Here is a 23,528-nt window from a genome sequence, read left to right on the forward strand (position 1 = left end):
TATTCAAGTTGAAATTCGATTATTGGTTGAGGTTTTTGGGTGGAATAGAAAATTAAGTATGTGCTTGATTTAACGGTGTTAAGGCGGCTGAGTGTCGGGCTTGTGGTGCGCGCTGCCCGTGTTTGTTGTTGATGTGTATTCCAATAATGAGCCGGGTATGGGGGCTGACCGGGTGATGCATTATTTTGGTGATGGAATCTGCAACAAAATCATCGTTTTTTGTCGTGGGGCAAGGCGGCTCAAGTACAAAAATTCACCGCGGAGGCAAAAGCGGCACGTGAAAGAAAACTACCCGCCGCAGTTTTGTCTTCGTTTTGTTTTCATCGCCATGATCATGCGACTTGTTGTCCTTCTCCAGTCGCTTCTCGGTTTTTTTTGCCTCGATTACAGCACGACCGGCAGCCGCGACGGATGTTCGTCGAGCACGTGACGTCATTACGAGCTACCCGCGGCACGATCGGCCGCCGGCTCGTTCGGCGCGGTCAACATCGACAAGCCGGCCAACGTGACCGCGAAACCTGAACCTGATCGGCCACGCGCTCGCGCGCATCGTGCCGGTACCGCACGGTTCGCGCACGTGCCGGCCGCCGAGCGCCGAGTCGCCAGACCGCCCCCGAGATGCCACCCCGCCTCGCGATGCGACGAATTACGGGTGTTTTGCTCGACTGATCGTCCCTTCGAAACACGGCGAACGTCGCGACAATATCCGCGAGTTTCCTGCCGTCGGCGCCGACGCGCCGGCGTGTCCGCGCCTGCCTTTCATGCGACCCGGCGCCCCCCGGCCTGACGGCTGGGGGCGCCGGTTGTCGCACGCCGGAAGCGCCGTCCGGGCATCGTCCGGGGCAGTCGCCCGGGCGGCCGGTTCGTCATCCATGCCTATCGCAGACCCAGCGGACCCACCGGAAGCCCCGCCTATGAACGAAAACCTCCTCGAACGAGGACACCCGTCCGGCGGCGTACGGGAACCGTCCGACGGCCCGTCCGGCGCGGACACGCCAGTCGAGGCACTGCTCGCGTCCGCGCTGGACCATTACGAAGCGGGCCGGCTCGACGCCGCCGAGCGTCTGTGCCGACAGGTGCGGCAGCGCGAGCCCGAGCGGGCCGAGGCGCTGCACGTGCACGGGCTGGTCGCGTTTCGCCGCGGCGACTTCGACGGCGCGGTCGCGGCGATCGCGGATGCGATCCGGCGCGATCCGCAGGCACGCTATTACTACAACCTGGGCACCGTGATGGCCGCGCACAACCGGCCCGCGGCGGCGGCCGAGTGCTTCCGGCAGGCGCTCGCGCTGCAGCCGGACGATGCGGACGCGTACAACAACCTCGGCAACGCGTTGCGCACGCTGAAGGATTGCGAAGGCGCGGTGGAGGCGCTGGGCACGGCGATCCGGCTGCGGCCCGACCACGCGCAGGCCTACAACAATCTCGCGAACGCGATGCTCGATGCGGGCGAACTGGAGGCCGCGCTTGAGGGCTACCGCGCCGCGATCGCGTTGCGGCCGGATCTGCTCGAGCCGCACGACAACCTGCTGTTCGCGTTGAATTACAGCGCGGCCGCCGCGCCGCACGTTCATTTCGATGCCGCGCGGCGCTACGGCGCGCAGGCCGCCGCGCGAGCGGTGCCGTACCGCTCGTGGCCGACGGCCGACGGCGCGAGACCGCTGCGGGTCGGCATCGTATCGGGCGACCTGAAGCATCACCCGGTCGGCTATTTCCTCGAAAGCGTGCTGCGCGCGACCGATCGCACGCGCGTGGTGTTCGTCGCGTATCCCACCCGCGATGTCGAGGACGACCTGACACAGCGGCTGCGCCCGCTGTTCGCGGGCTGGACGAGCCTCGCCGCGCTGAGCGACGAGGCCGCGGCCCGGCGGATTCGCGACGATGCGATCGACATCCTGATCGACGCGGCGGGCCACACGATCTTCAACCGGCTCGCGCTGTTCGCGTGGAAGCCGGCGCCGGTGCAGGTGTCGTGGATCGGCTATGTCGCGACCACCGGGCTCGACGCGATCGATTACGTACTGGGCGATCGCCACGTGCTGCCCGCCGACGAGGAAGCGCATTTCGTCGAGCGGCCGTGGCGGCTGCCGGACAGCTACCTGTGCTACACGCCGCCGCGCGATGCGATCGTGCCGGGCCCGCTGCCGCAACTGGCCGGCGGCGCGGTGACGTTCGGCTATTTCGGCAAGCTCGGGAAGATGAGCGATGCGGTCGTGCGCGTCTGGTCGCGGGTGCTCGCGGCGGTGCCCCGGTCGCGGCTGCTGCTCAAGGCGAGCGAGCTGGCCGGCGCGTACGCGGTGCGCCGCACGCGCGAGCGGTTCGCGCAGCACGGCATCGATCCGGCGCGGTTGTTGCTCGAGCCGAATGCGCCGCGCGGCGAATACCTGGCGTCGTATCGCCGCGTCGACGTGATGCTGAGCCCGTTCCCGTATTCGGGCGGCACGACGACCGCCGATGCGTTGTGGATGGGTGTGCCCGTGCTCGGCATCCGGGGCGACCGGTTCGTCACGCACATCTGCGAAAGCCTGTTGCAGACGGTCGGCCTGGCCGACTGGGTCGCGCGCGACGAAGACGACTACGTCGCGAAGGCCGCGGCCTTCGCGACCGATCCGGCGCAACTGCGGCTGCTGCGGACCGGCCTGCGCATGCAGTTGATCGCATCGCCGCTGTGCAATGCGCCGCGCTTCGCGCGGCATCTCGAGGACGCGTTCCACGGAATGTGGGCCCGTCGCGCGGACCGGGCCGGCGACATCGCCCGCCCGCTCGACTGACTCATCGACCGGACCGCGCGCGAACGACGCAACGACGCAACGACGACATGCAACAGACCACGGACATTCTCGGCGCCGCACTGGCGCATCACCAGGCGGGCCGGCTGGGCGACGCGAAGGCGGGCTACGAGCAGCTGCTCGCGCGCGAGCCCGCGCATCCGGACGCGCTGCATTTTCTCGGGCTGCTGACCTGTCAGGCAGGGCAGCCGGAGGAAGGAATCGCGCTGATGCGCCGCTCGATCGACGCGTATCCGAGCGCGATCTATCACAACAATCTGGGCAACGCGCTGCGCGAGCGTGGCCGGCTCGACGATGCGATCGCTCAGTACCGCGAAGCGGTACAGCGGCAGCCGGACTACGCGGAAGCGCACAACAACCTGGGCGACGCGTTGCGCGAGGCGCGGCAGCCGGATGCGTCGATGCAGCACTGCGCGCAGGCGATCGCGCTGCGGCCGGACTATGCGCAGGCGTACAACAACCTGGGCAACGCGCTGAAGGACCTCGGCCAAGCGGATGCGGCGGTGCTCGCATACGGGAAGGCGATCGAGCATGACCCGCGCTATGCCGATGCGTACAACAACCTCGGCAACGTGCTGACGACGCAGCGCAAATTCGACGCGGCGGTGGACAGCTACCGCGCGGCCGTCGCGTTGGCCCCGGCCAGCCCGATCGCGCACCGCAATCTCGGCGCGGCGCTGCTTGCGCGCGGCGACCGCGACGAGGCGATCGCGACCTTGCGCCGTCTCGTCGAACTGGCGCCTGCCGACGCGCAGGCGCGTGTCGATCTCGGTACCGCGTTGCGCGACGCAGGGCAGGCCGACGCGGCGATCGAGCATTTCGAGCGCGCCGCGGAACTGTCGCCGTTGCGCGCCGACGCGCACGCGGGCCTGGCCGAGGTGCTGTACCGCCGGCGGCAGACGGCGCGTGCGGCCGAGTGCATGACGCGTGCGCTCGAGTTGGCGCCCGATCACGGTCCCGCCTATCGCATGCTCGGCGACATGTATCACGATCTGGGCAAATACGACGCGTCCGTCATGTGCTACCGGGCCGCGACCGAACTCGATGCGAACGACGTCGACGCGCATCATCGCTGCGCGATGGTGCTGCTGAAGCAGAACCGCGCCGACGACGCGCTGCATCATGCGCGCGCGGCGCTCGCATTGAACGATCGCGCGGCGCCCGCGCACATGACGCTCGGCGACGTGCTCGGCATGCTCGGCGATGTGGATGGCGAACTCGCGCATTACCGCCGCGCGGTCGAGCTCGACGTGACGAATCCGGTCCTGCACGACCGGCTGATCTTCGCGCTCGCCACGCATCCGTCGATCGACCAGGAAGAGACGCGCCGTGCCGCGCGGCATTTCGGCGAACACGTCGAAGCCGATGCACGGCCGCTGGCGCATGCCGACACCGGCTCGCGCCCGTCGGGCGGACGACTGCGCATCGGCTGGGTGTCGGGCGACCTGGCGACGCATCCGGTCGGCATTTTCCTCGAAGGCGTGCTGGCGCATCTCGATCGACGCCGGCTCGAGTTGATCGCCTATCCGACGTCGGCGGCGGAAGACGACACGACCGCGCGCCTGAAACCGTATTTCGATGCGTGGCATCCGCTTCTCGACCTGTCGGACGAACAGGCGGCGCAGCGGATCCGTGCGGATGGCATCGACGTCCTCGTCGACCTGTCGGGCCACACGGCGCTAAACCGGCTCGGCGTGTTCGCATGGAAGCCCGCGCCGGTGCAGGTCACGTGGATCGGCTTCTTCGCGTCGACGGGGCTGCGCGCGATCGACTACGTGCTGGGCGACCGGCACGTGCTGCCGGCCGACGAGGAAGCGCATTTCGTCGAGCGGCCGTGGCGGCTGCCCGACAGCTATCTGTGCTTCACGCCGCCGCATCCGGCGCTCGACGTCGGTCCGTTGCCGCAACGCGAGAACGGTGTGACGACGTTCGGCTATTTCGGCAAGCTCGGGAAGATGAACGATGCGGTCGTGCGCGTGTGGTCGCGGGTGCTTGCCGCGGTGCCGGGCGCGCGGCTGTTCCTGAAGGCGGGCGAGCTCGACGGCGCGCATGCGGTGCGCCGGACGGTCGAGCGGTTCGCCCGCCACGGGATCGACGCGAGCCGGCTGGTAATGGAAGGCCGCTCGCCGCGCGCCGATTACCTGACGGCCTATCACCGCGTCGACATGATGCTGAGTCCGTTTCCGTACCCGGGCGGCACGACGACGGCCGAGTCGCTGTGGATGGGCGTGCCGGTGCTCGGGATGAAGGGAGGGCGGTTCGTCACGCACATCTGCGAGAGCGTGCTGCAGACGGTCGGCCTCGGTGACTGGATCGCACAGGACGAAGACGACTACGTTGCGAAGGCCGTGGCCGCCGCGGCCGATCCGCAGCGGCTCGGGGCGCTGCGGCAGGCATTGCGCGCGCGGCTGCTCGCGTCGCCGCTGTGCGACGCGCCGCGCTTCGCGAAACATCTCGAGGAGGCGTTTCACGGGATGTGGATGGACAGGACGAACGCCGGCGCCGACGAGCGGGCCGCAGCGGGCGACGAACGGAATTGAGCCGCCCGGCAGGGCGGCGCGCGAACGACGAAACGACGACATGCAACAGACCACGGACATTCTCGGCGCCGCACTGGCGCATCACCAGGCGGGCCGGCTCGGCGACGCGAAGGCGGGCTACGAGCAGCTGCTCGCGCGCGAGCCGGCGCATCCGGACGCGCTGCATTTCCTCGGGCTGCTGACCTGTCAGGCAGGGCAGCCGGAAGAGGGAATCGCGCTGATGCGCCGCTCGATCGACGCGTATCCGAGCGCGATCTATCACAACAATCTGGGCAACGCGCTGCGCGAGCGAGGCCGGCTCGACGATGCGATCGCTCAGTACCGCGAAGCGGTGCAGCGACAGCCGGACTACGCGGAAGCGCACAACAACCTGGGCGACGCGTTGCGCGAGGCGCGACAGCCGGATGCGTCGATGCAGCACTGCGCGCAGGCGATCGCGCTGCGGCCGGACTATGCGCAGGCGTACAACAACCTGGGCAACGCGCTGAAGGATCTGGGGCAAGCGGATGCGGCGGTGCTCGCATACGGCAAGGCGATCGAGCACGACCCGCGCTACGCGGACGCGTACAACAATCTCGGCAACGTGCTGACGACGCAGCGCAAATTCGACGCGGCGGTGGACAGCTATCGCGCGGCCGTCGCGCTGAACCCGGGCCGGGCGATCGTGCACGGCAATCTCGGCACCGCGCTGCTCGCACGCGGCGACCTCGACGAATCCATCGCGACGCTGCGTCGGGCGGTCGAACTCGATCCGCTGGATCCGCAGGTCCACAACTGTCTCGGCAGCGCGCTGCGTGAAGCGGGCCGGAACGACGAAGCGATCGAGCATTTCGAACGGGTTGTCGAGCTGTCCGGCGGCGACGTCGACGCACACCTCAACCTGAGCCGGGCGCTGAAGAGCCAGAACCGGATCGAGGAGTCCGTCGAGGCCGGCAAGCGGGCCATCGAGCTGGATCCGCGCCGCGCGGAAGGCTACGTGAACCTGGCCCACGCGTATTACTGGCTGGACCGCGTCGACGACGCGATCGTGCAGTACCGCCATGCGCTCGAATTCGATCCGGATTCGGCGGACATTCACCAGAACCTGTCGATCGCGCTGTGCCAGGCGCGGCGCGTCCATGAGGCGCTGGAAAGCGCGCAGGCCGCCGTCGCACTCGAACCCGGCACCGCGCGCCGGCATGCGCATCTCGCGGACGTGCTGCGCAAGACCGGCGACGTCGACGCGGCGATCCGGTGCTATCGCCGCGCGCTGGAGTGCGATCCCGACAATCCGGGCACCTACACGTCGCTGCTGTTCTGCCTCGCGGGCCAGACCAGCTTCGACCCCGAAGCGTACCTGGCGGATGCGCGCGTGTTCGGCTCGCGCATGTCGATGCACGCGCAGCCGTGGCGGCACCGGCCGGCGCCGCTGAACGGGCGCAGGTTGCGTGTCGGCTTCGTGTCGGGCGATTTCCGGCGGCACCCGGTCGGCATCTTTCTCGAAAGCGTGGTCGCGCATCTCGATCGGTCGCGGCTCGAACTGGTCGCGTTCACGACGTTCGACACCGAGGACGACTACACCGCGCGGCTGAAGCCGCATTTCGACGGCTGGCATCGCATCACGGATCTCGGGACGGAGCAGACGGCCCGACGCATCCACGACGAGCGGATCGACGTGCTCGTCGATCTGGCCGGGCATACGGCGCACAACCGGCTGCCTGCCTTTGCGTGGAAGCCGGCGCCGATCCAGGTGAGCTGGCTCGGCTTTTTCGCGTCGACCGGCATCGCGGAGATGGACTATTTCCTCGGCGATGCGCACGTGCTGCCGGCCGCCGAGGAAGCGCACTTCGTCGAGCGGCCGTGGCGGCTGCCGGACAGCTACCTGTGCTTCACGCCGCCGCCGTACGACGTGCAGGTCGGCCCGCTGCCGATGCTGCGCAACGGGCACATCACGTTCGGTTGCTTCGGCAAGCTCGTGAAGGTGACCGACGACGTGGTGCGCGTCTGGTCGCGCCTGCTGCACACCGTGCCGGGCGCGAAGCTGCTGCTCAAGGCGTATGAACTCGCGGTCGAGGACATCTGCGATGCGACGCGCGCGCGCTTCGCGGCGCACGGCATCGACGCCGACCGCCTGATCCTCGAGCAGGGCTCGTCGCGCGACGCGTACTTCGCTGCGTACAACCGCGCGGACGTGATGCTGAGCCCGTTCCCGTACCCGGGCGGCACGACCACGGCCGAGTCGCTGTGGATGGGCGTGCCGGTGCTCGGGATGAAGGGCGAGCGGTTCGTCACGCATATCTGCGAGAGCCTGCTGCATGCGGCCGGCCTCGGCGACTGGATCGCGAGCGACGAAGCGGACTACATCGCGAAGGCCGTCGCGTTCTCCCGCGATCGCGGCGAGCTCGCGGCGATGCGTGCCGGGTTGCGTCAGCAGATGCAGCGTTCGCCGCTCGGCGACGCGAAGCGGTTCGCCCGCCACCTCGAGGACGCGTTCCACGGCATGTGGGGCGCGTGGCTCGCCGGCGCCCCGGACGACGCGCCGGCGCGGTAACGGCCGCGGCCGGTCAGGCGCTGCGCCGCATGCGGACATCCCCCAAAAAAAGAAGCCGCATCGCTGCGGCTCTTCGAGGAGTGAAAGAAGCCGCATCGCTGCGGCTCTTCGAGGAGTGCGCCCTCGCGGGCGTCGTTGTTGTTCTCGTTCGTTACACGTCGGTGCGGTTCAGCCGAGCATCCCGGTCGACTGATAACGCGATGCCGCGTCGATGCGCTGCAGCGCCAGCCGATGATTCGTCATCAGCCGTTCGCGGCCGGCCTTCGCCTGTTCGGTGATGATCGCGTCGAGGCGCTGGATCTCGCGGACGATCGCGAGCGCATCCGGCGTCTGGTCCGCGTCGAGCGACATCAGCAGCGTCGCGCGTTCGTCCACGAGCGCGGCGGCGCGCTCCCATGCGTCGTGCGAGACGGCGTCCGCGAGCGCGTGCGTGAGCGCCAGCGCGCGTGTCAGCGAAGTGTGTTCCATGGCGAGTAGTCCTCGTGGGCGGCGGCCGGGTGCCGGTCCGTCACTTGTTGGTGGCGAGCGTGCCGGCGCTGCTCGCACCGCCGAACAGCTGCGTCAGGTACTGCTGGTTGTTCTGCATCTTCGTCATCAGCGTGTTGAGCGCGGTGAACTGCGCGTTGTACTGCGCCGTGAGCGAGGCCTGGTAGTTCTTCAGCTGCGTCGCCTGGTCCTGCAGATTCGACAGGTCCTTGTTCAGCGAGGCCGTGCGCTGGTCGATCAGGCCGCCCGTCTGCGAGTACGAATTCGCGAAGTTGTTCAGCGCGACCCCGACACCGTTCGTCGAGTTGAAGATCGCCGAGACGGCCGAGCCGTTGGTCGTGAGTGCGGTCTGCAGCTTCGTGCTGTCGACCGTCAGCGTGCCGTCGGTGTTCAGGTTGATGCCGATCGACGACAGGCTGTAGGTCTTGCCGCCCGACGTGACGCCGCCGCTGAGCGCGGTCGCGAGGCCGTTCGTGATCGAGTTCAGCATCGCGTCGCCGAGCAGCGGGCCGGCCGTCGAGCCCGACGACGTGGTCGTGTACGACGACAGGCTCGATGCCGTCGTGACGAAGGTCGAGTACGCCTTCGCGAAATTGTTGATCGCCGTCGTGATGCCGGTCGTGTCCTGCGCGATCGTGAGCGTCTGCGTCGTGTTGACCGCGGCGGCCGTCAGGTTCAGCGTGACGCCGGTCAGCGCGTTGGAGATCTGGTTCGTCGCGCTCGTCACGGTGCTGCCGGCGATCGTGATGTTGGCGTCCGCGGCAGGCGTCACCGTGTTGTAGGTCGACTGCGTCGAGTCGAGCTTGCTGTTCAGGCCGGCGCCCGCGGTGATCGACACCGTGTTCGCCGCCCCGGTGTTGTTCGACGAGAGCACCAGGTGCTGGCCGTCGGACGCGTTGATCACGGTGGCCGTCACGCCCGGGTTGTTCGAGGCCTTGTTGATGTTCGCGGCGATCGTCGCGAGCGTATCGGTCGACGAGACCGACAGCTGCATCGAGCCGGTGCCGACGCCGACGGTCAGCGTGCCGCTGCCGATCGTGTCGGACGACGTGAGCGCCGGCGAAGAAATCGAGTTGGCGGTCGCGACCGCGTTGACTTTCACCGCGTACGTGCCGGCCGCCGCGCCGCTCGCGGTGGTGGCGGTGAGGCCGGAGCCGCTGGCCGTCGCGGTCAGTGCCGACAGCGCCGTGCCGTCGGTGAGGCCCTTCAGCGCCGTTTGCAGTGCCGCGAGCTGCGACTTGATCTGCCCGATCGCGGACAGTTCGGTGTTGTCGGACGTTTGCTTGTTCGCGAGTGCGGTCGTTTGCGCGGCGGTCTTCGCGGTGACGAGCGCGGAGACGAGCGAATTGACGTCGAGCGACGACTTCGTCGAGCCGCTGATGAGGGACTGCGCAGCCTGCTGGAGCGCGGTGTTCAGGTCGCTGGAGGACGTGGTGGTGGTGGTCGTCGAGGTCATTCGGGTGCTCCGGTCCGCATCGCCGGACAGGTTCGGGCGAATCGCGCGTCGGTGTCGAACAAGCGCGCAACGGGAGGTGAGCCTCCCGGGTGCGCGATGAAAAGGCGCGGGCGCCGGACCCAGGTCGCGGCGCCCGTGCCGGCGGACGGCGCGTCGCGAGACGCGCGCCGCCGGTCGTGGGGTATTAACCCAGGAGCTTCAGGACTTGCTGCGGCAGCGAGTTCGCTTGTGCCAGCACCGAGATACCTGCTTGCTGCAGCACTTGCGCCTTGCTCAGGTTCGCCGTTTCCGTCGCGAAGTCCGCGTCGGTGATCTGCGAACGGGCTGCCGACATGTTGGTCGATTGCGTCTGCGTGTTCGTGATGGCCGACTGGAACGTGTTCTGCGTTGCGCCGAGCGTTGCCTGGAACGTGTTGACCTTCGTCAGCACTGCGTCGATCGAGCCCATCGCGGCTTGCGAATCCGTGACGCTCGAAACCGTCAGCGCGGAGAGGCCGAGGTTTGCCGAGTCCCAGCTCTGCGCGCCGAAGTTCGCTGCGATCGTCTGACCGTTGATTGCGCCGATCTGGAAGCTGACCGTGCCCAGGCCTTGCAGGACGGATTGACCGTTGAACGTCGTTTGCGTTGCGACGCGCGAGATTTCCGTCAGACGGGTCGAGACTTCCGACTGCAGGTTTGCACGTGCGTTGGAGTCGAGCGAGCCGTCGCCTGCTTCAACTGCCAGCTGGCGGATACGTTGCAGGTTGTCGACGATCGACTGGAGCGCGCCGGCGGTCGTCTGGACCATCGAGATGCCGTTGTTCGCGTTCGACACGCCCTGGTTCAGCGCGTTGATCGCGGCCGTCTGGGTCGTCGCGATTGCGAGGCCCGCTGCGTCGTCTGCTGCGCTGTTCACGCGCTTGCCCGACGACAGGCGGTTGATCGCTTGCGACAGCGCGTTTTGCGAGCCCGACAGGTTCGTCTGCGTCGACAGCGAAAGGATGTTGGTGTTGATGTTCAGCATTTGCTTCCTCGTTTTGGAAAATGCCTGAGTACAGACAGGATCAGGTTCGTTTTCGGCGTTGCGCTTTATCGCGAGTGGCGCTGCCCGCCTTTCCTGGTTGACGGCGGCACCCGGCGAAAACTTTAGAGGGATGTGTGAGGAAAATCGGGACGGAAGCATGCCGCTGCCGCGAAGTCCGCGCCTGGTATGGCTGGCAGCGATTTCGGCGGGGTTGCGCGACGGTCTCGTTAGACGGTTTATGCGGCCGCGCCGCGCGGGGCGGCGAACCGGGATCGACAAAAGGATAGTTTTGTCTGTGATTTCCTGATATGATGGCGGGCTGAATTGAGATTTTCTGTCAAGCCTGTGCCGTCCCGGCACTCTTGCTGGCAGTCAAACGCGGCGCTGCACGCGGCTTGTGAAGCGTACTCGCGGTGCTTTGTGCCTCTCTTTTCCGGCCTCCGAGGCCGTATTTCCGCTCGTTTCGCCTGTTGTGGGGACGCCCGGATGGCCGGTGCGTGGCGCTTGGCCGCTACGTTTTTGACCGTTTAAGCAATTTAGGAACGACATGACGACGATTCTTCTGAAAGAAAACGAGCCGTTCGAAGTGGCGATTCGCCGCTTTCGCCGTGCTATCGAAAAAAATGGCCTGATCGCTGAACTGCGCGAACGCCAGTCCTACGAAAAGCCGACCGCAGTCCGCAAGCGCAAGAAGGCAGCAGCCGTCAAGCGCCTGCACAAGCGCCTGCGCAGCCAGATGCTGCCGAAGAAGCTCCACTAAGAGCATCTACGGTTCGCCGCAAAACGGCGGAGCGTGCTTCGAAAGAAGCCGCTCCGCCGTTTTGCTTTTCGGGCCGGAAAAGGGCTTCGATCTCGGGATTCAAGCCTTGGCGGGGTGGCCGCCTGGCGGCGACGCGGCGGGTTCGACGGATTGCCGGGCGGTCTCGGGCCGCCGCGGGGGGCGTTCCGAAGTGGTCATCGCGACGCTCGGCGTCGTCGGCGTGACGCGATCGGCATCTGTTTGAAGAAACGCAGCGCGTGCGTGCGAGCCGCGCACGACGCGATGACGTATCGATGCACCGACCCGGCCCGCCGGGCGGGGCTGCGTCGCCGTCAGCCTGCCTTGCGGCGCCGCGCCGGCTGCTGCTTGCCGCCGAGCGCCGCGCATTTGGCGTGACACGGGCAGCCGGTTTCGTGGTCGTTGACCATCCCGGTTGCCTGCATCAGCGCGTAGCAGATCGTCGAGCCGACGAACTTGCAGCCGTATTCCTTCAGCGCCTTGCTGAGCGCATCGGACTCGGCGGTCGATGCGGGCGCGTCGCGATACGACTGCCACGCGTTCTGCACCGGCGTATGGTCGACGAACGACCACAGGAATTGCGCGAGCGACCCGTGGTCGTCGCGAATGCGCTGCACGGCCCGCGCATTGGTCACCGCGGATTCCACCTTCGCGCGATTGCGCACGATGCCCGGATTTTCGAGCAGCTTCTCGATGCGCTTCGGCGTGAAGCGCGCGACCGCGTCGACATCGAACTCGGCGAACGCCTCGCGATAGCCGGCGCGCTTGTTCAGGATCGTCGACCACGACAGCCCCGCCTGCGCGCCTTCCAGAATCAGCATTTCGAACAGATGGCGATCGTCATGCGACGGCACGCCCCACTCGGTATCGTGATAGTGAGCATCCGCTTCCGTCCTTACCCAGTTGCACCGCTGCGACATCGTCAGCCTCGTTCCAGAGTCGATTCGATCGTGCCAGCATAGCGGAAGGCTCATTCGCGGCATAGCTGGCCGAACGGCAGATGGGCGCGCGGCGCCGATCCGGTTAAGCTTGGCGCCTGTTCGAATCAGCAGGATCAACGCATGACGGCACTACTTTTTGCGATCGGCATCGACGGCGGCGGCACCGGCACCCGTGCGGTACTGGCCGACCGGCACGGGCGCGAGCTCGCACAGGGGCGCGGCGGCCCGTCGGGGCTCGGCCTTGGCATCGAGCGCGCGTGGGCATCGATCGGCGCGGCCTGCGCCGACGCCTTCACGCGGGCCGGGCTCGCGTTCGACTGGTCGCAATGCGCGCTCGGTTGCGGGCTCGCGGGCGTCAACAACGCCGCGTGGCTCGCCGCGTTCCGTGCGCAGGCGCCGCTCGACGCGCTCGCGATCGAGAGCGACGCGTATACGACCGTCGTCGGCGCGCACGGCGGCGCGCCGGGGCTCATCGTCGCACTCGGCACGGGCAGCATCGCGGCGGCGCTCGACGCGGCGGGCGACTGCCGCATCGCGGGCGGCTTCGGTTTTCCGTCCGGCGACGAGGCGAGCGGTGCGTGGCTCGGCATGCGCGCGCTTGCATACGCGCAGCAGGCGCTCGACGGCCGCGTGCCGCGCGACGCGTTCGCCGGCGCGCTGCTCGCGGAAACGGGCGTGCACGATCGAGGCGCACTCGTCCAGTGGTCGTGCGATGCGAACCAGACGATCTACGCGCGCCTCGCGCCGATCGTGTTCGCGCACCGCGACCATCCTTGTGCGGCGGCGCTGATCGCGCAGGCCGGCGAAGAGATCGGCAAGATGATCGACGCGCTTGATCCGCGGCAGGCGCTGCCGGTCGCGCTGTGCGGCGGGCTGGCCGACGCGCTGGCGCCGGCCGTGCCGGCGCGCCACGTGGCCCGGCTGCGCGCGCCGCTCGACGATTCCGCGCACGGCGCGTTGCGGCTTGCGTTGCAGGCATTGAGGGCAGCCGAAGCGGGGTGAGCGGTTCGAATGGGCAGCGTGCGGTGAGTGGTGAGCCGGCCGGGCAGGCCGAACGGCCCGAAACCGGCCCGTTCCCCAACCGCCCGGCGGCCCCCCGGGCACGACGTTAAAATGGCGGTTCCGCAGCGTCCTGCGCGCCATTCACCCGTCCCCATGTACAAAGTCATCGCCACCGATCTCGACGGCACCCTGCTGAACAGCGACCACCAGCTCGATCCGTACACGATCGAGACCGTCCGCCGGCTCGACCGCGACGGCCTGCAGTTCGTGATCGCGACGGGGCGCCACTATGCGGACGTCGCCGGCATCCGCGACGTGCTGGGCATCCGGCCGTACCTGATCACGTCGAACGGCGCGCGCGTGCATGCGCCGGACGACACGGCGATCCACGCGCAGGACATCGATCCCGCGATCGTCCGCGGCCTCGTGCAGCCGGGCGTGACCGGCGCGCACGGGCGCGTGATCGTCAACCTGTTCACCGACCGCGGCTGGCTGATCGACCGCGACGCGCCGCACCTGCTCGAATTCCACCAGGATTCGGGATTCCGGTACGACGTGATCGACATGTCCGCGCACGACGGCGCCGATATCGCGAAGGTGCTGTATATCGGCGAGCCGGCCGATCTGGCGGTGGTCGCCGAGCAGATGCGCGTGCGGTTCGGCGATGCGCTGTACGTCACGTATTCGCTGCCCGACTGTCTCGAAGTGATGACCGCCAACGTGTCGAAGGGCCGCGCGCTGCGCGCGGTGCTCGCGCGGCTCGGCGTCGACGCCGGCCACTGCATCGCGTTCGGCGACAACATGAACGACATCGACCTGCTCGAAACGGCCGGTCACGCGTTCATGATGAACAACGCGAACCCCGACCTGATCGCGCACCTGCCGCACATCCCGCGGATCGGCAACAACTTCGACGCGGGCGTCGCCCGCCACCTGCGCACGCTGTTCGCGCTCGAGGACACCCTCGACGGCGTCGCCGCTTCCTGAGCGGCCATGAAAAACGGGCGCCAGCGGCGCCCGTCCAAATTACCTGCCTCGATGTTGTTCGACAGCGTGAGGCTCGCTGCTCTGCTCGCGTGACCCCGTAGCGTTTTATTCGTTGGTGCGAGCGGATGCGGGCAGGAGGCCGACGGCATCGTCGCGCCCCGCGATGAGCGGATAGACGATCCCCGCGATTGCCGCACCGATGATCGGCGCGACCCAGAACAGCCACAGCTGGCCGATCGCCTCGCCGCCCACGAACAGCGCCGGGCCGGTCGAGCGGGCCGGGTTCACCGACGTGTTGGTGACGGGGATGGAGATCAGGTGAATCAACGTCAGGCACAGGCCGATCGCGATCGGCGCGAAGCCGGCCGGCGCGCGCTTGTCGGTGGCGCCGAGAATCACGAACAGGAAGAAGGCCGTCATCACGACTTCGCAGATGAACGCCGCGCCGAGCGAGTAATGGCCGGGCGAGCGCTCGCCGAAGCCGTTCGTCGCAAAGCCGCTGCCGACGACGTCGAAGCCCGGCTTGCCGGTCGCGATCAGGTACAGCACGAACGCGCCCAGCGTGGCGCCGACCACCTGCGCAACGATGTACGGCGCGAGATCGCGCGCCGGGAAGCGGCCGGCGACCGTCAGGCCGACGCTCACCGCCGGATTCAGGTGGCAGCCCGAAATATGGCCGATCGCGAATGCCATCGTCAGCACAGTCAGGCCGAAGGCGAGTGCGACGCCGGCAAAGCCGATGCCGAGGCCCGGAAAGGCGGCGGCCAGCACGGCGCTTCCGCACCCGCCGAGCACCAGCCAGAACGTGCCGAATACCTCTGCAGCCAGACGCTGAGAAAGATTCATGTAAGGACCTCGTTCAAGTGGGTTGAAGACAAACGGGCGACCGGAGTTTTATTCCGACGCCCGGAATTGGTCTGGATTATAGGAAATGAATCGGCTTCGCGAGGGTCAACGATTGTTAAATTTGAATGGCGGGCGAATGGCTTTTATTAGAATAAGTCCGCATTCTCGATATCGACGAATCGGTTAAAGATGACAGTATTAAATTCGAAGAGCAGGGCGGCAGTACGATGACGTAACGGATGTTGGCGTTCCGGCCGGACTCGCTGGAGCCGCATCATGGAAAAGGGGAGTCGAAAAATGTCTCAATACGCGAAACTCAAGGCGCAGATCGCCGAGTTGCAGGCCCAGGCGGACGATGTGCGTCGCCAGGAAGTGGCGACGGTGATCGCCGACGTCCAGCGGATGATTGCCGAATATGGCCTGACGGCCGAGGACCTGGGCTTCGCGGAGCGCGCGCGGCGCGGCCGTCCGCCGAAAAAGGCGCCGCTGCCCCCGAAATACCGCGACCCGAAGTCGGGCGCAACCTGGAGCGGGCGCGGCAAGCCGCCGAATTGGATCGTCGGGAAAAACCGCGATCGTTTCCTGATCGAATGACCGCGCAAAAAGAAAGAGCCGCATCGACGATGCGGCTCTTTGGCGTTTTCGGGATTTTCACGCCGATTTCGGCGCGAATTTCACCGGATATTTCCTGACGAATTTCGGCGTCAGGCGCCCGCGACCTGACGCAAGACCGGCCGTTTTGCCGCCGTGCAAAGCGATTCGTAAGTTTCGACATAACGCCGCGCCATCGCTTTCGAGCTGAAGCGCGTATCGAAACGTGCGCGGATCGCGTCGCGCGACAGGCTGTCGATCCGGTGCAGCGCGCCGACGGCGCCCTGCACGTCCTCGACGATGAAGCCGGTCACGCCGTCCTCGATCACTTCCGGCACCGAGCCGCGGTTGAACGCGACGACCGGCGTGCCGCAGGCCATCGCCTCGATCATCACCAGGCCGAACGGCTCCGGCCAGTCGATCGGGAACAGCAGCGCCTTCGCGCCCGACAGGAACGCCGGCTTCTGCGCCTCGTTGATCTCGCCGATGAATTCGACGTGCGCCTCGCCGAGCAGCGGCTCGATCACTTCCTTGAAGTAATCGGCGTCGGCCTTGTCGACCTTCGCGGCGATCTTCAGCGGCAACCCGCTTTGCGCGGCGATCCGGATCGCGGTGTCGACCCGCTTTTCGGGGCAGATCCGGCCGAGGAATGCGAGGTATTCGGGCTTCACGTGCGGTTGCGGCGTGAGCAGCGTGTCGGGCAGCCCGTGATACACGGTGCCGGCCCACGCGGCCTGCGGCAGCGGCTTGCGCTGGTTGTTCGAGATCGACACGACCGGCGCGTCCGGGAAGGCGTCGAACACCGGCTGCAGCTCCGGCAGGTCGAGGCGGCCGTGCAGCGTCGTCACGTAAGGCGTATCGAGGCGCGACATCAGCGAGAACGGCATGTAGTCGAGGTGGAAGTGCAGCACGTCGAATTCGTGCGCGACACGGGCGACCTGTTCGATCAGGCGCATATGGGGCGCCATCGAGTCGCGGATCGACGGGTCGAGCCGCAGTGCGCGCGGCCATGCCGCCTCGAGACGGGCGGACGTGACGGAGTCGCCGCTCGCGAACAGCGTCACGTCGTGGCCAAGCTCGACGAGCGCCTCGGTGAGGTAGGACACGACACGCTCGGTGCCGCCATAGAGTTTCGGCGGGACAGCTTCGTAAAGCGGCGCGATCTGGGCAATACGCATGGGCGTTCTCCGGTGTCGACCAGCGCGGGGCGCTCGAATGCGCATGCTGGTCCGATGCAGGGTTGCGGAACTCGCCGACGCACGCGCTTCGCGGTACGTGGCCCGGTCCGGGGCGCGGTGCGCGGGAGGCCGGGCGGCAAGCTGCGGGGCGGGCCGGCACGGCTCCCGCCGCCGCCCATTGGAGTCCATTATCGATATCGCCTTCAGGGGTTCGAGTGTTTTTTCAAACACTTAAGGCTTGTTACACCATGAAATACGCGAAAACCCCGATAAAAAGGGTGCGGAAACATAAAGCGATATGGCAACGAGAATTGTTGCGCTATCGTGAAAAACCACTATAATTTTTACCGATTCACTTTCCGGCAGCCTTGTCGGAAGGCCTCCAGCCGGATTTGTCCCATGCGGTACCGCATCGTCGACGAATTCGCGCGTCACTCGCCCCGCCGTTTGTTCCCTTTCAATTCGCTTTGTCGGAAAAATTCCTACACGGTTTACAGACAAATCCTGCGCGGCATACGCCACTTCGCTGATACCGACATAAATCCCGTTTGGCCAAAATTCGCCCTGTAAGACTATAAACGTGCCGACGGTGCGCCCAGCGCGGCCTGATCGAGCAAACGTTTTCATAACATGAAAGGCCAAAGCAAAGCTCTTAACGGGGGAATCATGAGCGCCACCAGCGAAATGCTCAGTGAGATCAAAGAGGTCAACCTGTCGTACCTCCTCCTCGCGCAGCGCCTGCTGCGGGAAGACAAAGCGATGGGCATGTTCCGCATGGGCGTGTCCCAGGAACTGGCCGACGTGCTCGCGAACCTCACGCTCGCCCAGACCGTGAAGCTCGCCGCATCGAACCAGATGTTGTGCCGCTTCCGCTTCGACGATCATGCGTTGCTGTCGTCGCTCGCCGACAAGGGGCGCAGCGACGTCGTCACGCACGCGCATTCGGCCATCCTGATGGCCGGCCAGCCGGTCGAAAGCGTCCGCTGATCCTTCCCGCCTTGCGTTCGTCCCGGCGCGCCGCGCCGGCCGGCGGCGCTTTGGCCACTCATCCGAACAACGTCAAGCGGACGGTTATTCACCATGGCAAGCAAAAGCGTCGTGATCGAGGTGAAGGAAATCACCCTCGCCATCGAACTGATCGAACTGGGCGCCCGGCTGCAGCTGCTGGAGGCGGAAACGAGCCTGTCGCGCGATCGCCTGATCAAGCTGTACAAGGAGCTGAAGGGCGCGTCGCCGCCGAAGGGGATGCTGCCGTTCTCGACCGACTGGTTCATGACGTGGCAGCCCAACATCCACTCGTCGCTGTTCTACAACATCTACCGGTTCATGCAGGATCACGGCCGCTGCGAGCCGATCCAGTCGATCGTGAAGGCGTACCGGCTCTATCTGGAGCACGTGAACCTGTCCGGCGACGAGGCCGCGCTGAGCCTCACGCGCGCGTGGACGCTGGTGCGCTTCTTCGACTCGGGGATGCTGCAGATGACCCCGTGCACGCGCTGCGGCGGCCACTTCGTCGCGCATGCGCATGATCCGCATCAAGGTTTCGTGTGCGGCCTCTGCCAGCCGCCGTCGCGCGCGGGCAAGACCCGCAAGGCCGCCGCCGCGCGCGCCGAGCTGTCCGCCGCCGCGGCCTGAGCGCCTTCGGGCGGGGCGCGAGCGGACGCCGGACGGCCGCCGCGCGCCGCGCGAACCGGCCGGGGCTTGCTGGTAAACACCGCCGCGCCGCCGCGGCACGACCGCGAAAGTTTTCCTGCCGACTGCCGTAAACCTGATTAACGGCGGTCTCCCCGCCGGTCATTCGTGAGGGACAGGCAGTGCTGATTATCGTGGGAACACTCGTGACGCTGTTGTCCGTCTTCGGCGGTTACGCGCTGGCAGGCGGGCATCTGGGCGCATTGATCCAGCCGGTCGAGATCCTGATGATCGCGGGCGCGGGCGTCGGCGCGTTCATCCTCGGCAACGGCATGAAGACCATCAAGGGGACGCTGCGTGTGCTGCCGACGCTCTTCAAGGGCTCGAAGTACACCAAGGACGTCTATATGGAGCTGATGGCGCTCCTGTACGTGCTGCTCGCGAAGGCGCGCAAGGAAGGCACGCTGACGCTCGAGGCCGACATCGACGATCCGGACAAGAGCCCGATCTTCACGCAATACCCGAAGATCCTCGCCGATCGCCACATCGTCGAATTCCTGACCGATTACCTGCGCCTGATGGTGGGCGGCAACATGAACGCGTTCGAGATCGAGAGCCTGATGGACGAGGAGATCGAGACGCACCACGCCGAAGGCGAGGGCCCGGCGCACGCGCTGATGCGCGTCGGCGACGCGATGCCGGCGTTCGGGATCGTCGCGGCCGTGATGGGCGTCGTTCACACGATGGCATCCGCCGACAAGCCGCCCGCGGTGCTCGGCGCGATGATCGCGCAGGCGCTGGTCGGCACGTTCCTCGGGATCCTGCTGTCGTACGGGCTGATCGGGCCGCTCGCGAGCCTCGCGGAGCAGCGCGTGGCCGAGTCGACCAAGATGTTCCAGTGCATCAAGGTGACGATCCTCGCGAGCCTGAACGGCTATGCGCCGGCGATCGCGGTCGAGTTCGGCCGCAAGGTGCTGTTCTCGACCGAGCGGCCGTCGTTCACCGAGCTCGAAGAGCACGTGCGCCGCGTGAAGGCGAAGTGACGCGGAGCGTTCGATGAGCAAGAACAAGGATCGCGCGATCGTCGTGAAACGGGTGGCCCCGCAGAAGAAGGGCCACCACGGCGGCGCATGGAAGCTCGCCTATGCGGACTTCATGACCGCGATGATGGCGTTCTTCCTGCTGATGTGGCTGCTGAGCTCGGTCACGCCGGTGCAGCTGAAGGGAATCGCCGAGTACTTCAACACGCCGCTGAAGGCCGCGCTGTTCGGCAGCGGCGATCGCAGCTCGCAGGACTCGAGCATCATCAACGGCGGCGGCCGCGACCTGTCGAGCCTCGACGCCGGCTCGCTGCGCCGCACCGACGGCACGACGTCGCTCGCCGACCGCGTCGCGAAGGCCGGCGACGACAAGACGCGCTCGCAGGCGCAGGGCGCGCAGGACCGGCTCGAGCAGACGCGCCTGCACGACCTGCAGATCAAGCTGATGGCGGCGATCGAGGCGAACCCGACGCTGCGCCAGTTCAAGCAGCAGATCCGCATCGATTCGACGCTGATGGGGCTGCGCATCGAGATCGTCGATACGCAGAAGCGGCCGATGTTCGCGATGTCGAGCGACCACGTCGAGCCGTACATGCGCGACATCCTGCGCGAGATCGGCAAGACGCTGAACGACGTGCCGAACCGGATCATCGTCCAGGGCCACACCGACGCGGTGCCGTACGCGGGCGGCGAGGGCGGCTACAGCAACTGGGAGCTGTCGGCCGACCGCGCGAACGCGTCGCGCCGCGAGCTGATCGCGGGCGGCATGGACGAGGCGAAGGTGCTGCGCGTGCTCGGCCTCGCCTCGACGCAGAACCTGAACAAGGCCGATCCGCTCGATCCGGAAAACCGCCGGATCAGCGTGATCGTGCTGAATCGCAAATCCGAAGACGCGCTGATGCGCGACGACGCGACGACCACGACGCTGTCGGCCGACGCGGCGGGCTCGAAGCTGCTGGCCCAGCAGCTCGACGGCCCGGCGCCGGCCGCGCGACCGGCGCTCGCGAGCGCCGTCGCCGTGGCGCCGAAACCCTGACGTTTCCCAGATTTCGAGACAGACATGATCCGAACCATTCTCGCCATCGACGACTCGGCGACCATGCGCGCGCTGCTGCAGGCGACGCTGGCGCAGGCCGGCTACGACGTGACGGTGGCGCCGGACGGCGAAGCCGGCTTCGACATGGCGGCCACCGTGCCGTACGACCTGGTGCTGACCGACCAGAACATGCCGCGCAAGAACGGGCTCGAGGTGATCGCCTCGCTGCGCAAGCTGACGGCATACGCGGATACGCCGATCCTCGTGCTGACCACCGAAGGCAGCGATGCCTTCAAGGACGCCGCGCGCGACGCGGGCGCGACCGGCTGGATCGAAAAGCCGATCGACCCGGCCGTGCTGATCGACCTGGTCGCGACGCTCTCCGAGCAGACCGCCTCCTGACATGTACGCGACGAATTCAACCGGTGACCGGGCATGACTCTCGACATCACGCAGTTCTACCAGACCTTTTTCGACGAAGCGGACGAGTTGCTCGCGCAAATGGAGCAGCTGCTGCTGAACCTCGACGTCGGCTCGCCCGACCCCGAGGATCTGGCCGCGATCTTCCGCGCCGCGCATTCGATCAAGGGCGGCGCGGCGACCTTCGGCTTTTCCGCGCTGACCGAGACGACCCACATCCTCGAGTCGCTGCTCGACCGCGCGCGCAACCATGAGCTGACGCTGACCAAGGAAATGGTCGACGCGTTCCTCGAGACCAAGGACGTGCTGTCCGACCAGCTGGTCGACTATCGCGCCAGCGCGGAACCGGACGCGGCGGCTGCCGCGACGATCTGCGCGAAGCTCGAACGCCTGAAGGCCGAGAGCGGCGCGGGTGCGCCCGCGGCCGCGGACGTCGCGCCTGCGGTGCCGGCCGAGACGGCCGCGCCGGCGCCCGTCGCCGACGACCGCGCGCCTGACCACGTGGTCGAACAGGCCGTCGCGGCCGCGCATCCGGCGGACGACGCCGGCGCGGGCGGCCCGCACCTGAAGATCACGCTCGTCGGCGTCGACGCGAAGGACCAGGCGCTGCTCACCGAGGAACTCGGCAATCTCGGCCGGATCGTCGGCCGCGAGGAAGCGGGCGCGGACCTGACGCTGTGGCTCGAATCGGACGTGCCGTCCGACGACATCGTCGCCGTGTGCTGCTTCGTGATCGACGACAGCCAGATCCGCATCGCGCGCGGGACCGCGCCGGCCGCGCCGGCGGCGCCCGCCGCCGCGACGGCCGCGCCCGAACCGGCCGCCGCGCCGGAGCCGGCCGCGCGCGTCGAGGTATTCGCACAAGTCGCCGGTGCCGCACCGGCCGCCGCCGCATCGCAAGCGCCGGCGCAGCCGGGCGCCGCCGCGCAACCGGCGCCGCAAGCGGCCCCGCAACCGCACGCCGAAGCCGCCGCGCCGGCTGCCCATGCCGCCGCCCACCACGACGACAAGCGTCCGCGCCCGGCCGCCGCCGCATCGGGCGCCGAAGGCAGCTCGATCCGCGTCGGCGTCGAGAAGGTCGACCAGCTGATCAACCTGGTCGGCGAACTCGTGATCACCCAGGCGATGCTCGCGGAAACGGCGAGCGCGTTCGATCCGGCGCTGCACGACCGCCTCTTCAACGGGATGGCGCAACTGGAACGCAACGCGCGCGACCTGCAGGAAGCGGTGATGTCGATCCGCATGATGCCGATGGACTACGTGTTCAGCCGCTTCCCGCGCCTCGTGCGCGACCTGGCCGGCAAGCTCGGCAAGCAGGTCGAGCTCGTCACGTTCGGCCAGGCGACCGAGCTCGACAAGAGCCTGATCGAGCGGATCATCGACCCGCTCACCCACCTCGTGCGCAACAGCCTCGACCACGGGATCGAGACCGTCGACAAACGCGTCGCCGCCGGCAAGGACGCGGTCGGCCAGCTCGTGCTGTCGGCCGCGCATCACGGCGGCAACATCGTGATCGAGGTCAGCGACGACGGCGGCGGCCTGAACCGCGAGCGGATTCTCGCGAAGGCCGCCAAGCAGGGCATGCAGATTCCCGACACCATCAGCGACGACGAAGTCTGGCAACTGATCTTCGCGCCGGGCTTCTCGACCGCCGAGACGGTGACCGACGTGTCGGGCCGCGGCGTCGGGATGGACGTCGTGAAGCGCAACATCCAGTCGATGGGCGGCCACGTCGAGATCAGCTCGCAGGCCGGCCGCGGCACGACCACGCGGATCGTGCTGCCGCTCACGCTCGCGATCCTCGACGGGATGTCGGTGAAGGTCGGCACGGAGATCTTCATCCTGCCGCTGAACTTCGTGATGGAGTCGCTGCAGCCGTCGAACGACGACATCTACACGGTCGGCAACGGCGAGCGCGTGGTGCGCGTGCGCGGCGAATACCTGCCGCTCGTCGCGCTGCACGAGGTGTTCTCGGTCGAGGACGCGCGCACCGATCCGACCCAGGGGATCGTCACGATCATGGAAACCGAGGGGCGCCGCTTCGCGATGCTGATCGACGAGCTGGTCGGCCAGCAGCAGGTGGTCGTGAAGAACCTCGAAACGAATTACCGCAAGGTGCACGGCATCTCGGCGGCGACCATCCTCGGCGACGGCAGCGTCGCACTGATCGTCGACGTCGCGGCGCTGAACCGTGAAACCCGTGCGACGCACGGCGCCCGAGCCGGCGCCGAGCTCGCCATCTTCTGACTCTCGCCATTCAACCGATTGGGGGCAAA

General features: G+C 67.2%; 21 protein-coding genes. 14 read left to right on the forward strand and 7 right to left on the reverse strand.

Features of this window, described 5'->3' with window-relative positions:
- Positions 1–91 precede the first annotated feature (91 nt).
- From ACV22V_RS16845 to ACV22V_RS16860, 4 genes are all read left to right on the forward strand, one after another.
- Positions 92–430 carry a hypothetical protein gene (locus ACV22V_RS16845; protein ID WP_448014741.1) on the forward strand — a complete coding sequence of 113 codons (339 nt, stop codon included), beginning with the start codon at positions 92–94 and terminating at the stop codon, positions 428–430.
- Positions 431–914: 484 nt separating this feature from the next.
- Entirely contained in the window at positions 915–2,768 is a 1,854-nt protein-coding gene (locus ACV22V_RS16850; RefSeq protein WP_448014742.1) for an O-linked N-acetylglucosamine transferase, SPINDLY family protein, read from the forward strand.
- A 47-nt stretch (positions 2,769–2,815) separates the two neighbouring features.
- Positions 2,816–5,326, forward strand: a complete 2,511-nt coding sequence (locus ACV22V_RS16855) for a tetratricopeptide repeat protein (RefSeq protein WP_448014743.1) — start codon at positions 2,816–2,818, stop codon at positions 5,324–5,326.
- Between the two features lie 40 nt (positions 5,327–5,366).
- Positions 5,367–7,856, forward strand: coding sequence for a tetratricopeptide repeat protein (locus ACV22V_RS16860; RefSeq protein WP_448014744.1), 2,490 nt, complete (start codon positions 5,367–5,369; stop codon positions 7,854–7,856).
- Between the two features lie 168 nt (positions 7,857–8,024).
- On the opposite strand, the gene ACV22V_RS16865 is transcribed toward ACV22V_RS16860, so the two are convergent.
- The 3 genes from ACV22V_RS16865 to ACV22V_RS16875 all read right to left on the reverse strand — a co-directional run bounded on the left by ACV22V_RS16865 (position 8,025) and on the right by ACV22V_RS16875 (position 10,801).
- On the reverse strand, positions 8,025–8,324 hold the full coding sequence (locus ACV22V_RS16865) for a flagellar protein FliT (protein ID WP_059533511.1): 300 nt from the start codon (positions 8,322–8,324) through the stop codon (positions 8,025–8,027).
- 40 nt (positions 8,325–8,364) lie between these two features.
- The gene (gene fliD, locus ACV22V_RS16870) at positions 8,365–9,798 is read right to left on the reverse strand and encodes a flagellar filament capping protein FliD (RefSeq protein ID WP_059533509.1); all 1,434 of its coding nucleotides are present in this window, start codon (positions 9,796–9,798) and stop codon (positions 8,365–8,367) included.
- 184 nt (positions 9,799–9,982) lie between these two features.
- Positions 9,983–10,801, reverse strand: a complete 819-nt coding sequence (locus ACV22V_RS16875; RefSeq protein ID WP_175907747.1) for a flagellin domain-containing protein — start codon at positions 10,799–10,801, stop codon at positions 9,983–9,985.
- 547 nt (positions 10,802–11,348) lie between these two features.
- Here ACV22V_RS16875 and rpsU point away from each other — a divergent pair.
- Positions 11,349–11,561, forward strand: a complete 213-nt coding sequence (rpsU, locus tag ACV22V_RS16880; protein ID WP_006401410.1) for a 30S ribosomal protein S21 — start codon at positions 11,349–11,351, stop codon at positions 11,559–11,561.
- A gap of 332 nt (positions 11,562–11,893) precedes the next feature.
- Here the strand turns inward: rpsU and ACV22V_RS16885 are convergent, their stop codons facing one another.
- Entirely contained in the window at positions 11,894–12,499 is a 606-nt protein-coding gene (locus ACV22V_RS16885; RefSeq protein WP_059533507.1) for a DNA-3-methyladenine glycosylase I, read from the reverse strand.
- Positions 12,500–12,640: 141 nt separating this feature from the next.
- Here ACV22V_RS16885 and ACV22V_RS16890 point away from each other — a divergent pair, with 141 nt between their 5' ends.
- Both ACV22V_RS16890 and ACV22V_RS16895 read left to right on the forward strand, forming a co-directional pair.
- Positions 12,641–13,522 (forward strand): BadF/BadG/BcrA/BcrD ATPase family protein, encoded by an 882-nt coding sequence (locus tag ACV22V_RS16890; protein ID WP_448014746.1) that lies wholly within the window; start codon positions 12,641–12,643, stop codon positions 13,520–13,522.
- A 153-nt stretch (positions 13,523–13,675) separates the two neighbouring features.
- Entirely contained in the window at positions 13,676–14,509 is an 834-nt protein-coding gene (locus ACV22V_RS16895) for a Cof-type HAD-IIB family hydrolase (protein WP_059699644.1), read from the forward strand.
- A 105-nt stretch (positions 14,510–14,614) separates the two neighbouring features.
- On the opposite strand, the gene aqpZ is transcribed toward ACV22V_RS16895, so the two are convergent.
- Positions 14,615–15,355 (reverse strand): aquaporin Z, encoded by a 741-nt coding sequence (gene aqpZ, locus ACV22V_RS16900; RefSeq protein ID WP_059533501.1) that lies wholly within the window; start codon positions 15,353–15,355, stop codon positions 14,615–14,617.
- A 297-nt stretch (positions 15,356–15,652) separates the two neighbouring features.
- On the opposite strand from aqpZ, the gene ACV22V_RS16905 reads away from it, so the two are divergent.
- Positions 15,653–15,949, forward strand: coding sequence for an H-NS histone family protein (locus ACV22V_RS16905; RefSeq protein ID WP_059533499.1), 297 nt, complete (start codon positions 15,653–15,655; stop codon positions 15,947–15,949).
- A gap of 110 nt (positions 15,950–16,059) precedes the next feature.
- Here the strand turns inward: ACV22V_RS16905 and ACV22V_RS16910 are convergent, their stop codons facing one another.
- Positions 16,060–17,124 carry a glycosyltransferase family 4 protein gene (locus ACV22V_RS16910; RefSeq protein ID WP_059533497.1) on the reverse strand — a complete coding sequence of 355 codons (1,065 nt, stop codon included), beginning with the start codon at positions 17,122–17,124 and terminating at the stop codon, positions 16,060–16,062.
- Between the two features lie 231 nt (positions 17,125–17,355).
- Entirely contained in the window at positions 17,356–17,751 is a 396-nt protein-coding gene (locus ACV22V_RS16915; protein WP_156437106.1) for a hypothetical protein, read from the reverse strand.
- A gap of 39 nt (positions 17,752–17,790) precedes the next feature.
- Here ACV22V_RS16915 and flhD point away from each other — a divergent pair, with 39 nt between their 5' ends.
- The 6 genes from flhD (at position 17,791) to cheA (ending at position 23,499) form a co-directional block, all read left to right on the forward strand.
- On the forward strand, positions 17,791–18,111 hold the full coding sequence (gene flhD / locus ACV22V_RS16920; RefSeq protein ID WP_014895554.1) for a flagellar transcriptional regulator FlhD: 321 nt from the start codon (positions 17,791–17,793) through the stop codon (positions 18,109–18,111).
- Positions 18,112–18,204: 93 nt separating this feature from the next.
- Complete coding sequence (flhC, locus tag ACV22V_RS16925) at positions 18,205–18,759, forward strand: flagellar transcriptional regulator FlhC (protein WP_059452623.1); 555 nt, start codon at positions 18,205–18,207, stop codon at positions 18,757–18,759.
- Between the two features lie 179 nt (positions 18,760–18,938).
- The gene (motA, locus tag ACV22V_RS16930; protein WP_059452624.1) at positions 18,939–19,799 is read left to right on the forward strand and encodes a flagellar motor stator protein MotA; all 861 of its coding nucleotides are present in this window, start codon (positions 18,939–18,941) and stop codon (positions 19,797–19,799) included.
- 13 nt (positions 19,800–19,812) lie between these two features.
- Positions 19,813–20,832 carry a flagellar motor protein MotB gene (gene motB / locus ACV22V_RS16935; RefSeq protein ID WP_059533495.1) on the forward strand — a complete coding sequence of 340 codons (1,020 nt, stop codon included), beginning with the start codon at positions 19,813–19,815 and terminating at the stop codon, positions 20,830–20,832.
- 24 nt (positions 20,833–20,856) lie between these two features.
- A complete protein-coding gene (locus ACV22V_RS16940; protein WP_059533493.1) occupies positions 20,857–21,234 on the forward strand; it encodes a response regulator in 378 nt (125 codons plus the stop codon).
- 33 nt (positions 21,235–21,267) lie between these two features.
- Positions 21,268–23,499 carry a chemotaxis protein CheA gene (gene cheA / locus ACV22V_RS16945; RefSeq protein WP_448014749.1) on the forward strand — a complete coding sequence of 744 codons (2,232 nt, stop codon included), beginning with the start codon at positions 21,268–21,270 and terminating at the stop codon, positions 23,497–23,499.
- Positions 23,500–23,528: the final 29 nt, after the last annotated feature.

This window comes from Burkholderia sp. AW33-5, assembly GCF_053427615.1.

What these genes read in the sequence shown, in the direction of transcription:
- ACV22V_RS16850 (WP_448014742.1), top strand. Translation starts at nt 915, where the DNA reads ATGAACGAAAACCTCCTCGAACGAGGACACCCGTCCGGCGGCGTACGG.
- ACV22V_RS16855 (WP_448014743.1), top strand. Translation starts at nt 2,816, where the DNA reads ATGCAACAGACCACGGACATTCTCGGCGCCGCACTGGCGCATCACCAG.
- ACV22V_RS16860 (WP_448014744.1), top strand. Translation starts at nt 5,367, where the DNA reads ATGCAACAGACCACGGACATTCTCGGCGCCGCACTGGCGCATCACCAG.
- ACV22V_RS16865 (WP_059533511.1), bottom strand. Translation starts at nt 8,324, where the DNA reads ATGGAACACACTTCGCTGACACGCGCGCTGGCGCTCACGCACGCGCTC.
- fliD (WP_059533509.1), bottom strand. Translation starts at nt 9,798, where the DNA reads ATGACCTCGACGACCACCACCACCACGTCCTCCAGCGACCTGAACACC.
- ACV22V_RS16875 (WP_175907747.1), bottom strand. Translation starts at nt 10,801, where the DNA reads ATGCTGAACATCAACACCAACATCCTTTCGCTGTCGACGCAGACGAAC.
- rpsU (WP_006401410.1), top strand. Translation starts at nt 11,349, where the DNA reads ATGACGACGATTCTTCTGAAAGAAAACGAGCCGTTCGAAGTGGCGATT.
- ACV22V_RS16885 (WP_059533507.1), bottom strand. Translation starts at nt 12,499, where the DNA reads ATGTCGCAGCGGTGCAACTGGGTAAGGACGGAAGCGGATGCTCACTAT.
- ACV22V_RS16890 (WP_448014746.1), top strand. Translation starts at nt 12,641, where the DNA reads ATGACGGCACTACTTTTTGCGATCGGCATCGACGGCGGCGGCACCGGC.
- ACV22V_RS16895 (WP_059699644.1), top strand. Translation starts at nt 13,676, where the DNA reads ATGTACAAAGTCATCGCCACCGATCTCGACGGCACCCTGCTGAACAGC.
- aqpZ (WP_059533501.1), bottom strand. Translation starts at nt 15,355, where the DNA reads ATGAATCTTTCTCAGCGTCTGGCTGCAGAGGTATTCGGCACGTTCTGG.
- ACV22V_RS16905 (WP_059533499.1), top strand. Translation starts at nt 15,653, where the DNA reads ATGTCTCAATACGCGAAACTCAAGGCGCAGATCGCCGAGTTGCAGGCC.
- ACV22V_RS16910 (WP_059533497.1), bottom strand. Translation starts at nt 17,124, where the DNA reads ATGCGTATTGCCCAGATCGCGCCGCTTTACGAAGCTGTCCCGCCGAAA.
- ACV22V_RS16915 (WP_156437106.1), bottom strand. Translation starts at nt 17,751, where the DNA reads ATGAAAACGTTTGCTCGATCAGGCCGCGCTGGGCGCACCGTCGGCACG.
- flhD (WP_014895554.1), top strand. Translation starts at nt 17,791, where the DNA reads ATGAGCGCCACCAGCGAAATGCTCAGTGAGATCAAAGAGGTCAACCTG.
- flhC (WP_059452623.1), top strand. Translation starts at nt 18,205, where the DNA reads ATGGCAAGCAAAAGCGTCGTGATCGAGGTGAAGGAAATCACCCTCGCC.
- motB (WP_059533495.1), top strand. Translation starts at nt 19,813, where the DNA reads ATGAGCAAGAACAAGGATCGCGCGATCGTCGTGAAACGGGTGGCCCCG.
- ACV22V_RS16940 (WP_059533493.1), top strand. Translation starts at nt 20,857, where the DNA reads ATGATCCGAACCATTCTCGCCATCGACGACTCGGCGACCATGCGCGCG.
- cheA (WP_448014749.1), top strand. Translation starts at nt 21,268, where the DNA reads ATGACTCTCGACATCACGCAGTTCTACCAGACCTTTTTCGACGAAGCG.